At 73.8% G+C, this 12,825-nt stretch carries 12 protein-coding genes; 2 read left to right on the top strand and 10 right to left on the bottom strand.

What is annotated here, in order from left to right:
- The first annotated feature begins 200 nt into the window (after positions 1–200).
- Positions 201–551, top strand: coding sequence for a DUF1330 domain-containing protein (locus ACMA1D_RS30170; protein WP_414727167.1), 351 nt, complete (start codon positions 201–203; stop codon positions 549–551).
- Between the two features lie 163 nt (positions 552–714).
- Here ACMA1D_RS30170 and ACMA1D_RS30165 read toward each other — a convergent pair whose 3' ends face one another.
- From ACMA1D_RS30165 to ACMA1D_RS30130, 8 genes are all read right to left on the bottom strand, one after another.
- Positions 715–1,797 (bottom strand): 2-aminoethylphosphonate ABC transporter substrate-binding protein, encoded by a 1,083-nt coding sequence (locus ACMA1D_RS30165; RefSeq protein ID WP_414727166.1) that lies wholly within the window; start codon positions 1,795–1,797, stop codon positions 715–717.
- A gap of 158 nt (positions 1,798–1,955) precedes the next feature.
- Positions 1,956–2,753: an ABC transporter permease gene (locus ACMA1D_RS30160; RefSeq protein ID WP_414727165.1), complete on the bottom strand. Its 798-nt coding sequence runs from the start codon at positions 2,751–2,753 to the stop codon at positions 1,956–1,958.
- Entirely contained in the window at positions 2,740–3,744 is a 1,005-nt protein-coding gene (locus tag ACMA1D_RS30155; RefSeq protein ID WP_414727164.1) for a 2-aminoethylphosphonate ABC transporter permease subunit, read from the bottom strand. Before ACMA1D_RS30155 ends, ACMA1D_RS30160 begins: the two co-directional genes overlap by 14 nt.
- The gene (locus ACMA1D_RS30150) at positions 3,737–4,960 is read right to left on the bottom strand and encodes an ABC transporter ATP-binding protein (protein ID WP_414727163.1); all 1,224 of its coding nucleotides are present in this window, start codon (positions 4,958–4,960) and stop codon (positions 3,737–3,739) included. Before ACMA1D_RS30150 ends, ACMA1D_RS30155 begins: the two co-directional genes overlap by 8 nt.
- Entirely contained in the window at positions 4,957–5,802 is an 846-nt protein-coding gene (locus ACMA1D_RS30145; RefSeq protein WP_414727162.1) for a phosphonatase-like hydrolase, read from the bottom strand. The genes ACMA1D_RS30150 and ACMA1D_RS30145 overlap by 4 nt, the downstream gene beginning before the upstream one ends.
- A gap of 5 nt (positions 5,803–5,807) precedes the next feature.
- Positions 5,808–6,929: a TIGR03364 family FAD-dependent oxidoreductase gene (locus ACMA1D_RS30140; protein ID WP_414727161.1), complete on the bottom strand. Its 1,122-nt coding sequence runs from the start codon at positions 6,927–6,929 to the stop codon at positions 5,808–5,810.
- 376 nt (positions 6,930–7,305) lie between these two features.
- A complete protein-coding gene (locus tag ACMA1D_RS30135; RefSeq protein WP_414727160.1) occupies positions 7,306–8,073 on the bottom strand; it encodes a GntR family transcriptional regulator in 768 nt (255 codons plus the stop codon).
- A 190-nt stretch (positions 8,074–8,263) separates the two neighbouring features.
- A complete protein-coding gene (locus tag ACMA1D_RS30130) occupies positions 8,264–9,502 on the bottom strand; it encodes a hypothetical protein (RefSeq protein WP_414727159.1) in 1,239 nt (412 codons plus the stop codon).
- A 222-nt stretch (positions 9,503–9,724) separates the two neighbouring features.
- Here ACMA1D_RS30130 and ACMA1D_RS30125 point away from each other — a divergent pair, with 222 nt between their 5' ends.
- Positions 9,725–10,915 (top strand): Gfo/Idh/MocA family oxidoreductase, encoded by a 1,191-nt coding sequence (locus tag ACMA1D_RS30125; protein ID WP_414727158.1) that lies wholly within the window; start codon positions 9,725–9,727, stop codon positions 10,913–10,915.
- Between the two features lie 10 nt (positions 10,916–10,925).
- Here the strand turns inward: ACMA1D_RS30125 and ACMA1D_RS30120 are convergent, their stop codons facing one another.
- The gene (locus ACMA1D_RS30120; protein ID WP_414727157.1) at positions 10,926–12,482 is read right to left on the bottom strand and encodes a sodium:solute symporter family protein; all 1,557 of its coding nucleotides are present in this window, start codon (positions 12,480–12,482) and stop codon (positions 10,926–10,928) included.
- Complete coding sequence (locus ACMA1D_RS30115; RefSeq protein ID WP_414727156.1) at positions 12,479–12,676, bottom strand: DUF3311 domain-containing protein; 198 nt, start codon at positions 12,674–12,676, stop codon at positions 12,479–12,481. Before ACMA1D_RS30115 ends, ACMA1D_RS30120 begins: the two co-directional genes overlap by 4 nt.
- Between the last annotated feature and the right edge of the window lie 149 nt (positions 12,677–12,825).

Here is a 12,825-nt window from a genome sequence, read left to right as displayed (position 1 = left end):
CCCCCCCCCCCCCCCCCCCCCCCCCCCCGGCTCCGGCACGGGCTCCGCGTCGCCCTGGCCCGGCCCGCACCCCACCGGCTCGGCCTCGGCCCCGCCCCGGCATTACCTCGCGGGTAATCGCCAGGGCCCGGGCCGGTGGCTACGTTTCGGGGGTGCCTCCCGTACGGGAGTCGCACCGCCGGACCACGGAAGGGGCTTCCATGTCCGCCTACGGCTTCGCGCATCTCCGCAGCCGCCGTCACCACCCCGACATCCTGGAGTACCTGGAGCGCATCCAGGCCACCCTCGACCCCTTCGACGGGCACTTCCTCGTCCACGGTGCGCCGGCCGAGGTGCTGGAGGGGGAGTGGCCGGGGAGCATGGTGCTGATCGAGTTCCCCGACCTTCAGGCGGCGCGCGCCTGGTACGCGTCGCCCGCGTACCAGGCGATCCGGCGGCTGCGCAGCGACCACATCGAGGGCGACCTGCTGCTCGTCGAGGGCGTGGGCCCGGCGTACGACCCGCGCGAGCGGGCCGCGAAGCTACAGGCCCAGGCGGAAGCGGCCCGGTGAGGGCTGGGGGGGGGGGGGGGGGGGGGGGGGGGTGCGAGGGGCGCGGCGGGGCGGCCGACGCGCCCCTCGCACCCGCACCCCCCACGCCCCCGTCCCGCACGCACGAAGGCCGCCCCGGCGGCGGGATCGCCGGGGCGGCCGAGGCCGTGGTGGGGGAGTCGCGTCAGCTACCGGTCGCCGACTTCCACGCGTCGATGTACTCGCTGTAGTTCTCGTCGAAGTCCTGCCAGTCCGGCTTGAAGATCTCGACGCCCTTCATGATGGCGGCGAGGTCCTTCGCGTTCGGGTCGGTGGCGTCGACGTCGGCGCGGGCCGCGAAGCCGCCGCCGATGTGGCTGACCTGGCGCTGGGCGGTCTCGCTCAGCAGGTAGTCGAGGAACTTCTTGCCGTTGTCGCTGTGCGGGGCCTTGTTGACCAGGCCGGCCGCGTACGGCAGCGCGAAGGTCGTGGGCTGGCCGCCCTTCTTGGCCGGGAACCAGATGCCCAGGTTGGGCATGGACTTGGACTGCGCGAAGTTCATCTGGACGTCGCCGTTGGAGACGAGCAGTTCGCCCTTGTCGACCTTGGGCGCGAGCTTGCTGGTCGAGGAGGACGGGCCGACGTTGTTGGACTGGAGGTCGCCGAGGTACTTCATGGCGGCGTCCTTGCCGCCGAAGTCGTGCATCGCCTTGATGACGACCGCGGTGCCGTCACCGGCGACGCCCGGCGTGGAGTACTGGAGCTTGTTCTTGTACTTGCCCTCCAGCAGCTCCTCCCACGTCTTCGGGGGCTGCTTGAGCTCCTGCTTGTTGTACGCGAACGAGAAGTAGTTGTTCACGACCGAGGTCCACTTGCCGTCCGGGTCCTTGTCCGTGGGGGCCACGGCCTTCGAGCCCTCGGGCGCGTACGAGGTGAGCAGGCCCTTCTTGTCGGCCTGCTGGATGAACGGCGGCAGCGTGATGAGCACGTCGGCCTGGGTGTTGGACTTCTCGCGGACGGCGCGCTGCACCATCTCGCCGGAGCCGCCCTCCACGTACTTGACCTTGATGCCGGTCTTCTTCTCGAAGTCCTTGAAGACGGTGTCGTACCAGCCGTTGCCGTCCTCGCCCTTGAGACCGTCGGCGCTGTACACGGTGACGACCTTGGCGTTCTTGTCGGCGGTCTCGCTACAGCCGGCGAGGGTGCCGGCGAGGACGAGGGCGCCGCTGAGCGCCGCGACCGGCTTGAGGTAGCTGCGGGAGGTGGCGGGGGTAGCGGGGGTAGCCATGGGCTGTCTGTTTCTCCGAGACGAGTGAGGGTGTGGCGGGTGTTGCTGTGCGTGGGGGGACGTGGGTTGGCGGGTTCGGCCAGGTCAGAGGGGGTGCCCGGCGGGGTGGGCCGGGCCGTTAGGGGGCTCGCGTCACCGGCGGGCGCGGGTGGCTCACCTCACCGGTAGGTGGCGCGGGTACGGATGCGGGAGACGGCCAGCAGGACCAGCAGCGTCGTCCCCATCAGCACCACGGCGACGGCGGAGCCGGTGAACAGGGCACCCCGGTCGGTGGCGGTGAAGATGCGTACCGGCAGCGGCATCCAGTCCGGCGGGTACAGCATCATCGTGGCGCTCAGCTCACCCATCGACAGGGCGAAGCACAGGCCGGCCGCCGCCGTCAGCGACGGCAGCAGCAGCGGCAGCTTGACCCGCCACAGCACCAGCCAGGGGCGGGCGCCGAGGCTGGCAGCGGCCTGTTCGTACGCCGGGTCCAGGCGGGTCAGGGCGGCCGAGACCGACTGGTAGGCGAAGGCGGTGACCAGCACGCCGTGGGCCAGGATGACGATCCAGCGGGTGCCGTTGAGCAGCATCGGCGGCTTGCTGAAGGCGACCAGCACGGCGAGGCCGACGACGACCGACGGCACCGCGACCGGCAGCATGAACAGCGCGTCCAGCAGCCGCTTGCCGCGCCGCCGCAGCGTGGCCGCGGCCAGCGCAGCCCAGGTGCCGACGGCCAGCGCCAGTACGGAGGCGGTGAGCGCGGTGACCAGGCTGGTGGTCAGCGCCTGGAGGGACTCGCCGCGCAGCGCCGCGTCGTAGTGCTCGGTGGTCGGCCCGGAGGGGAACGCGCCGCTCCAGTGGGTGGCGAACGACGCCGCGACGATCACCGCGAGCGGCAGCGCGAACAGCGGCAGGAACAGGGCGAAGAAGACGACCCAGGCGCTCCAGCGCCCCGTCTTGCTATGCACGAGCACGGCGCGCTCCCTTCCCGAGCCCGAGCCGCTTGGCTGACAGCGTCGACCCGCCGCCGCGCCCGGTGCGGGCGACCAGCGACCGGTAGAGGGCGAACAGGCCCACCGAGATGGCGATGTTGACGACGGCGACCACGCACGCGGACGGGTAGTCCGACTCCAGGATCGCTTCGCTGTAGACCAGCATCGGCAGTGTGGTGACGCCCTTGGCGCCGGTGAACAGCACGATGCCGAACTCGTTCAGGCACATCACCAGGACCAGGCTGCCGCCGGCGGCGAGCGCGGGCAGTGCCTCGGGCAGGATCACCTGCCGGATGATGCGCAGCGGCCGGGCGCCGAGCGAGGAGGCCACTTCGAGCTGTGCGGTCTCCATGCCGGCGAACGCGGCGAGCAGCGGGCGCATCACGAACGGCGTGAAGTAGGTGATCTCGGCGAGCAGCACGCCCCACGGCGTGTTGAGGAAGTTGAAGGGCCCGCTCGCCGCGCCCGTCGCGTCCGTCCACACCCCGTTGGCCATGCCGACGGTGCCGTAGATGAACAGCAGCGCCAGCGTGATCAGGAAGGACGGGAAGGAGAGGAAGACGTCGATGAACTTGGCGACCGCCTTCCCGCCGGGGAACGGCACGAACGCGATGATCAGCGCGAGGACGAAGCCGAGCACCAGACAGCCGATGGTGGCGCAGCCGGCGATCCACACCGTGGTCCACAGCGCCTCGCGGAACGCCTCGGACGCGAACACCTCGCGGTAGGGCGCCAGCGAGGTGCCGCCCTCCTCCGGGTGGAAGGACTGCTCGACGACGAGGTAGAGCGGATAGAGGAAGACCAGGCCGAGCACGGCGATCGGAGGCAGCGCCCACAGCCAGCGGGTCAGCGTGACCGAGCGGGGGGTGCCGGGGCGCGGGGCGCGGGGCGTACGGGCCTGGCCGGCGGCGCCGGGGCCTCGGTGCGGGGCTGCGCCGGGGTCCGCTTGCGGGGCAGCGCTGGCGCTAGCCATCCGTCCCACCTCCCGCGCCGGGTGCGGCGCTCTTGGCGAGGGTCGGCGCGGCGGCGGGCCGGTCCGCGGGGGTCTGGCCGGCGGGGGCCCGGTCCGCGGGGGCGGAGGCGGTCGCGCCCACCGAGTCGACCGGCAGCAGCACCGCGTCCTGTGCCGCGAAGTGCAGCGCCACCTGATCCCCCAGCAGCGGCGTCGTGCGCAGCTCGCGCACGTCGGCCTTCACGCGGTGCCCCGCGACGTCGACGAACAACCGGTGCGTGGAGCCGCGCCACTGCACCTCGGCGACGGTGCCGCGCAGCGTGTTCTCGCCCTCGCCGAGGCCGACCAGGTGCGGTCGTACGCACAGCGTGGCGGCGGCTCCCGGCGCCGGCCCGTCGCCCGGCGACGGTGCCACGGCCAGCGTGGTGCCGGCGAAGTCGACGCGTTCGGTGCCGTCGGCGTCGTCGGCGGCGACCGTGACCGGCAGCAGGTTGGCGTTGCCCACGAAGGACGCGGTGAACTCGGTGCGCGGGCGCCGGTACAGGTCCTGCGGGGTGCCGCAGTCCTGGAGCCGCGCCTTGTCCATGACCGCGATCCGGTCGGCCAGCGTCAGCGCCTCGACCTGGTCGTGGGTGACGTACAGGATCGAAACGTCGGGCAACTCCCGGTGCAGCCGGGCGAGTTCGGCGAGCATGCCGGAGCGCAACTGCGCGTCGAGCGCGGACAGCGGCTCGTCGAGCAGCAGCACGCCGGGCCGGATGGCCAGTGCCCGGGCGATGGCCACCCGCTGCTGCTGGCCGCCGGAGAGCTCGCGCGGGTAGCGCCGCGCGTACGCGGCCATGCCGACCATCTCCAGCGCCTCGGCGACCCGGCCGGCGATCTCCCGGCGCGGCACCCGGTTGGCCTTCAGGCCGAAGGCCACGTTCTGCTCGACCCGCATGTGCGGGAAGAGCGCGTACTGCTGCACGACCATGCCGATGCCCCGGCGGTGCGGCGGCAGCCCGGTCACATCGCGGTCGCCGATGAACACCCGGCCCGAGACCGGCTGCACGAACCCGGCGACCGCCCGCAGCGCGGTGGTCTTGCCCGACCCGGAGGGGCCGAGCAGGGCCATCACCTCGCCCGGTTCGACGGTCAGGTCGAGCGAGTCCAGCGCGACGGACTCGCCGCGCCTGCCGTACGCGACCGACACCTGCTCGAAGCGGATGCCGCTGGCCGGCGGCGTCTTGGGGCTCATGGCGCCGCCCCCACGGACCCGTCGCCGACCGCGCCGGCGGCCGTGCCCGCGGCGGCGCGTCCGGCCGCGTCGCCGCTCTCGTACGCGGCGATCAGCGCGGGCAGCGCGGCCACCGAGGGCAGCACGTCGGTGGCGCCGGCCGCGCGGAGCTGGTCGGCCCGGTGCGCGCCGGTCAGCACGCCGGCGACCAGGGCGGCGCCTGAGCGGCTGCCGGAGAGCATGTCGTACGCGGTGTCGCCGGCCACCGCGATCTGCTGGACCCCGTCGGCGGCCTGGGTGCGCAGCAGCGCGGCGAGCACCATGTCGGGGAAGGGCCGGCCGCGACCGCCCGCGTCGGCCGGGCACAAGGTCAGCGCGACCAGGTCCTGCCAGCCCAGCGCGGCGATGATCGCGTCCTGGGTGGGGCGGGCGAACCCGGTGCTGAGGACGACGGTGCGGCCCTGCGCGGTCAGCTCCTCGATGGCCTCGCGGGCGCCGGGCACCGGCGCGCAGTGGCCGGCGTCGACGAGTTCCGCGTACGCCGCCTCGAAGGCGGTGTTGGCGCGCTGGGCCCGCTCCTCGGTGCCGTACAGGTGCCGGAAGACGGAGATCTTGGACTCGCCCATGGTGGCGCGCACGTAGGCGAGCTGTTCGGCGTGTTCGGGGCTGCCGGGCGTGACGCCCAGCTCCTGGGCGGCGGCGCCGAAGGCCCGCTCGACCAGGCCGTCGTCGGCGACGGTGGTGCCGGCCATGTCGAGCACGACGAGCTTGACGGCGCGCTCGGTGGTGGGGACGGCTGCGCTGCTCACGTCGGGCGTGTCGTGCTTGGTGTTCGTGGTGCTCGTGTCGTGCGTGTCGGTCATCTCGGTCACCAGCCCAGTTCGTTCGCGGTGGTTTCGGCGATCGCCGGGGAACAGGTCATGCCGCGCCCGCCGGGCCCGGTCACCAGCCACACCCCGTCGGCCACCCGCTCCCGGTGCACCACGCGCGCGGTGTCGGTGCACTGGGCGTAGACGCCGGCCCAGCGGTGGCGGATGGCGGGCAGCGGGCGGCCGATGATGCCCTCGACGACCCGGCTCAGGTGCTCGTACGGGTCCTCGACGACGTCGAAGCCGAACGGTTCGGCGTACTCGTGGGTGTCGCCGATGGTCAGGTCGCCGTCGGCGCGCTGCACCATCAGGAGCTGCATCTTGTGCTCGGCGGCCACCGGCGGCTGCTGCTGGGCGGCGGCCATCGCGTCGAGCGCGTCGCCCCGGAAGGCCGGGTAGTAGCGGAAGCTGTCGGCGTCGGCGACGGAGGTGGTCAGCGCCTCGCCGAGCGGGGCGGTCTGCATCATCTGGAGCCGCACCCGGCGCACCGGCAGCTCCGGAACCAGCTCGCGGACCAGGCCGCCGAGCCAGGCGCCGGTGCACAGCACGACCGCATCGCCGGTGTGGGTGACGCCGTGGTCGTCGCGCACCGCGCCGGGCCCGGTGACCTCGCGGACCTCGCGCCCGCCGACGAAGGTGTACCGGCCGGATGCCAACAGGGCTTCCTTCAGGGCGCGTTGGGCCACCCGCGGCTCCACCGCACCGTCCCGCTCGCACCACAGCGCGCCGGTGAACTCGCCGCGCAGCGCCGGGTTGAGCGCGCGCGCCTCGGCGGCGTCGAGCAGCTTGTAGCCGCGCTCGGCCGCGTCCGGGAGCGCGAGCGCGGCCTCGGCGACCGCCAGCTCCGCCTCGTTGGTGACGATGGTCAGCGACCCGTTGGGCCGGAAGCCGAGCCCCGGCACTCGGGCGCCGATGCCCTCCCACAGCTCGCGGGCGCGCAGCGCGGTCTGCAACTCGACGCCGCCGGCCCGCCCGCTGACCCAGACCAGGCCGAAGTTGCGGACCGAGGCGCCGCGGGCCTCGGCCTCGCGCTCGATGTGGACGACCTCGTGGCCGCGCTCTACTGCCTGCCAGGCGTGCATGGTGCCCACCACGCCGGCTCCGACGACTATCACTCGCATGTCCCAGACGGTCGCGGCGCCGCATGACCTAAATCCATCCGCGCGGCGACCGCAAGGTGAACTCGGGCGCAAACATGGCCTAGACCCGTTATCTTTCCGTGATCTGAATCCGCTTCGCTTTGCGGGACTTGCGTCCCCGATGGGCGATCCGTCCGCGCCCTGACCGGCCCGGGAGCGGCCCTGACCCGTACGGCCGGCCGGTGAACTGCGCCGGGGCGGCCTCGGGGCGGCGGGGCGCCGGTACGGAGCGGACGGAGCGGAAATACGGGGCGAAACGCCGGGGTGGGGCGGGGTGGCCGCATGGCCGCACGCGGGTGGCGGTGCGGGGATGGCGGAGGCGGTGAGACCGGCCGCGGGGGCCCGTGGCGCGCCCGGTTCAGCCCGTCGCCGAGCCGAGGTGGGTGGTGAAGCTGAACCGGTCGCCGCGGTACAGCGACCGCACCCGCTCCAGCGGGCGCCGCGCCGTGTCGCGGGACAGCCGGTGGATGAGCAGCATCGGCAGCGCGGGTGGCGTACCGATCAGCAGCGCCTCCCGCGGGGTGGCGAGCACCGTCTCAAGCCGCTCGTCCGCGTCGCCGAAGCCGATGCCGAGCCGGTCGTGCAGATAGCCGTAGAAGGACGAGTCGGGCTCGAACTCGCTGTCCAGCTTCGGCACCCGGGCCACCGCCACGTACGTGCTCTCCAGCCCCATCCGCTCGTCATCGGCGAGCAGCACGCGCTCCAGGTGCCACACCGGCGCCCCGCGCTCCACCTCCAACTCGACGGCCAGCCCCTCGGGGCACGGGAAGCGGTCGAGCGTGATGAGCGTACGGCCGGGCCTGCGGCCCTGTCGGCGGACGCCCTCGGTGTAGCTCGCCAGCGACAGCGGCTGCTCCAACTTCGGCCCGGCCACCACCGTGCCGCGCCCCATCCGCCGCAACCGCCCCTCAAGCAGCAGCTCGCGCAGCGCCTGACGCAGCGTCTCGCGCGAGACCGCGAACCGCACCGCCAGATCGCGCTCGGTCGGCAGCAGCTCCCCCTCCCCCAACTCATCCAACAGCGCCGCGACTTGGGTCTTCACGGCGTAGTACTTCGGGATGCGCCCGTGTTCCGGGACGCCCGCTCTGATGGGTGCGCCAGGTGCCTGGTCGTTCGGGTATTCCACGCGGCGATCCTCGCACTACGCCGCGGTACGCGGGGAACGGCCAGGTGACGCGGGGGCGTACCGCATATCACGGTGATATGGCGGGCATATCGGCGGATGGGGTGGGTTTTTGGAGGGCTGGGCCAGGCCCGGATCAGGACTGGGCCAGGCCCGGATCGGGACCGGGTCAGGCCAGGCCCTGTCCCGCAGATCAGCCGGTTGACCTGCGGGTTCGCCGGACGAGCAAGCCACCTGTGAGCGTCAGCGTGAGGCCGCCGGCGGCGTACCCCCACAGTGCGGAGGGGCCGGTGGCGGCGAGTTGGGGCGGTCCGGCGCTGCCCTCGTCGCCGGGGTCGGCCGGGCGGCCCGCGGCCGAGTCCGCCGGGCCCGTACCGGACCCGCCACCGCCCACGGCCTCCCGGCCGCCCGCATCGGCATCGCCATCGGTGACCCCGGAGCCGGTACCCGGTTCGGCGCGGCCGGGCCCGGGTTTCGTCGCGGGCGCGGCCGGGTCCTGCCCGCGCTCCGGGGCGCGGCCGGGCCCGTCGGCATCGGCGTCACCGTCGTCGCGGGAGTCGTCGCCGGCCCGGGGCGGCTCGACGGTGAAGCGGTACGTGCCGGACTGACCGACCCAGTCCCCGTCCTCGTACTGCCGCTGCATGGTGGTGACCGCGGCGGACGCCGGCCCGGTGGGCGCGTCGGCGGTGAACCTGACCCGGGCCCGTACGGTCACCGTCTTCCCCGCGGGCACCACGAACCCCTTGAAGCGCGGCGCCCGGCCCCGGCCCCCGCCGTCGAAGACCCCGACGTTCTCGTCCTCGTCGGTGGCCTCGAAGCGGACCGCACGCCAGCGCCGCTCGTACGGATCGTGGAACTCGACCCGCACCTGGTCCGGCCGCAGCGCGCGGCCCCGGTCGGCGAAGAGCAGTACGGGGTGGATGGCGGCGCAGGCCACGCGGGTGGTGTTGTGCAGTTCGAGCCGCCACGGCCGCCAGTCGCCGCCGGCCCGGTACGCGTCGGGCCCGGCGCGCAGCCTGGTCCCGATCGGGAACTTGGACTGCGAGGCGTCCCCGCACTCCGGGGCCGCCGCCACGACCCGCCGCACCGCGCCCGCCGCGGGCCCGCCCCCGACGGCCGACGCCCCCGGCGCCACCGCGAACACCCCCACGGCGACCAGCGCCCCGACACCGATCGCGAGTGCGGGGCGGGTGCGGGGGGTGGGGGCGCGGTGGCGGACGGGCGCGGCACGCCGGGCCGCCGCACGCCCGGGGGCGCCGGACCCGGTGGTGCTGGTGATGCCGGTGGTGCCACGGGGGCCAGAGGTGTCGCAGCGGCCGGGGGTGTCACAGCTCGTGGTGGGGTGGGGGCCGGTGCCGGCGGCCGGGGCGGGCCCTGTGGGGCGCAGCCGCTTGCGGGACGGGACGCGGGGCGGGACGTTGTGCGAAGGCATGGGCTGACCTTTGCTTTCGGGTTCTCCTTCGACACGGGGAACCTTCCACGCGAGGCGGCGCACCCCACCTGGCGGCACCGCCCCGCCCGTACGCCGCGCCGCAATCCCGCCCGATCGGCCGATCCGGACCCCACCATTGGAGGCAGCCGGCCGGGCGCCGGGCCGCACCGGGCTTGGGTGGTCAGTTGCGCTGGGGCAACCGCATTGCCAGAGTTCCTGGGCATGGACGCCAACCCGGGCCACACCCCCGCCGCCCCTCCCGGCCCCGCAGCCCCCGAGGCCCCCGCCGCCCCCACCCCCGCCGAAGCCCCCGTACGGCCGCCGCTGACGCGCCGCGGGCCGCTGCGGGTCGGGTTGGTCGGGTACGGGCTGGCTGGCTCGGTCTTCCACGCGCCGCTGATCACCGCGGTCGACGGGCTGGCCCTGCACACCGTCGTCACCTCGCGGCCCGAGCGGCAGCAGGCGGCCCGGGACGCCTACCCGGACCTGCGGACCGTGGCCACCGCCGAGGAACTGCTAGGCCAGGAAAGGGAGTTGGACCTCATCTCCATTGCCTCACCGAACCGTACGCACGTCGCGCTGGCCCGCGCGGCGCTCGCCGCCGGGGTGTCGGTCGTCATCGACAAGCCGCTCGCCGCGACCGCGGCCGAGGCGCGCGAACTCACCGCGCTGGCCGAGGCGCGCGGCCTGCTGCTGAGCGCGTTCCACAACCGTCGCTGGGACAACGACTTCCGCACCGTCGCCCGACTCGTCGCCGATGGCGCCCTCGGCGACGTGCAGCGCTTCGAGTCCCGCTTCGAACGCTGGCGCCCACAGCCCAAGGGCGGCTGGCGGGAGTCCGGCGACCCGGCCGACATCGGCGGCCTGCTCTACGACCTGGGAAGCCACCTGGTCGATCAGGCGCTGACCCTGTTCGGGCCGGTGACGGCGGTGTACGCGGAGTGCGACGTACGCCGCCCCGGCGCCGAGGCCGACGACGACACCTTCCTGGCCCTCCACCACGCCAGCGGCGTCCGCTCCCATCTGTGGGCCAGCGCCACCACCGCCCAACTCGGCCCGCGCTTCCGGGTGTTGGGCAGCAGGGCGGGTTACGTGAAGTACGGGCTCGACCCGCAGGAAGCGGCGCTGCGCGAGGGCCGCCGCCCCGGCGCGGACCGCGCCGCGTGGGGCGTGGAGCCCGAGTCGTGCTGGGGTCGGATCGGGTCGGGCGAGTCCCCGCTGTCCGGCGGCGGCGAACCGGTGCCGACCGAGCCGGGCGACTACCCCGCGTACTACGCGGCGGTCGAACGCGCCCTGCGCACCGGCGGCCCCGCCCCGGTCACCGGCGCCCAGGCCGCCGCGACCCTGGCCGTCCTGGAGGCGGCCCGCCGCGCGGCGACCGAGTCCCGCACCATCACCCTGGACACACCGTGACCCCCGCCCCCTACCCGCGACCGGGCTCCGACCCCGCCTCCCGGCCCATCCCAGCCCCAGCCTCAGCCCCACCGTCCGGCACGACCCAACCGGCCAACACCTCACCATCCGGCCGGCCGTCCACCTCCCGCGGCCCGAGCAGGCTGACGCCGAGCGCCACCGCCAGGTTCACACCCAACGCGAGCAACCCCGCATTGACCCCCCACAGCGGATCGCGGTCGGTGAAGACCAGCACCGACACCAGGGTGGCCCCCACCACCAGCCCGCCGAGCGCCCCGTACCACGTCATCCGCCGCCACACCAACCCGAGCAGCAGCATCGGTACGAGCTGCGCCATGCCCTCGTACGAGATCAGCGACAGCCGTACGAGGGTGTTGGGCGCGGTGTAGGTGAGGAGCAGGGCGAGCGCACCGGCGAGGACGACCACCACCTGGGAGCCGAGCTTCTGTCGGCTGGCCAGGCGAGGTACCAGACCGAGTACGCTGCGGCCCCACATGGTGCCGATGACCAGCATGAACACCGCCATCGGCACGATGGACGACAGCGCGGCTGCCACTCCGATCAACCCCACGGCCCACGCCGGCAGCGAGTCCACCACCAGCCTGAACAGCGCCAGGTTGGACTCCGCGCCGACCAGCCCGGGCACCACGAACAGCGCCGCCATGCCCAGCAGCATGGGAACGAGCAGCAGCACGTTGTAGACGGGCAGGGCGATGGCGTTGCGGCGCAGGGTGTTGGCGCTGCGGGCGCCGAGGTAGCCGGCGACGGTGGTCGGGAAGATGACCACGGTCAGCGAGTTGAGGAAGCTGGTCGAGACGAACCAACCCTGGTCGAGCCCGCCCGACGCGTGCCCGGGGAACGTCAGCCACTCTCCCTTCTCCGTGACGAGTCGGTCGAAGAAGTCCCCGTACCCGCCGAAGTAGTGCACCGGCACGTACACCGCCAGGCACCCGAGCGTGCCGATGACCAGCACGTCCTTGAGCACCGACACCCAGGCGCTGCCGCGCAGCCCGCTGACCACGACGAACCCGGTGGTCACGGCGAAGGCCAGGAAGTACGCCCAGTTCAGGCTGATCGCCCCGTACGAGATGGTGGAGACGACCACGCCCATGCCGGTGATCTGCAACTGGATGTAGGGCAGCAGGCACACCGTCGCCCCGACCGCGACCAGCGCGCCGAGCCAGGGCTTGCCGTACCGGTGCGCGACCATGTCGGTGATCCCGACCAGCCCGTGCCGGCGCGCGTACCCCCACAGCATCGGCCCGACGAGGTAGCCGACGGCGTAGCCGCAGGACATGTACGCGATGACGTACAGCACCGGCGCACCGTAGTTGTAACCCCAGCCGGCGGCGCCCAGATAGCTGAAGCTGGTGTAACCCTCGCCGGCCATCAGCACCCAGATGAAGACGGTCCCCAAACTGCGCCCGCCCACTGACCAGTCGGCGAGTCCGCCACCCCGCTCGCCGCCGGCCGCCCGCCCGACCCGCACGGACAGCAGCCCGAGCGCCACGGTGAGCACCATGAAACCGGCGAAGACGGAGGTGGCCACGGCGGCATCGGCACTCATGCCCGCCCCCGCTTCCGGTCACCGCGCCAGGCGAGCCACACCCCGACGGGCGTGGCGAGCGTGGCCACCACCATCCAGAAGACCAGGAACGGCACCCCGAACACGGTCGGATGCACCCGATTGACCAGCGGCAACGCCCCCAGGTACAGCACGTAGGGGGTGAGCAGCCACAGCAGTGATCGACGTCGCAACACGGCGCCTGACCCTAGCCCGCCCGGGCCACACCACGCGCGGCGGCCCGCGGGGGAGGGGCGGCGGCGAGGGCCGACCGCGGGCCGGCGGTGGGGCCACCCCGCAAGCTGACCAGCGTCCACCACCACCCGCCCGTGCGGGGCCGGCCCGC

The organism is Streptomyces sp. 796.1, assembly GCF_047525675.1.
Classification (GTDB): domain Bacteria; phylum Actinomycetota; class Actinomycetes; order Streptomycetales; family Streptomycetaceae; genus Streptomyces.
This window is presented reverse-complemented; position numbering and strand designations above follow the sequence as displayed.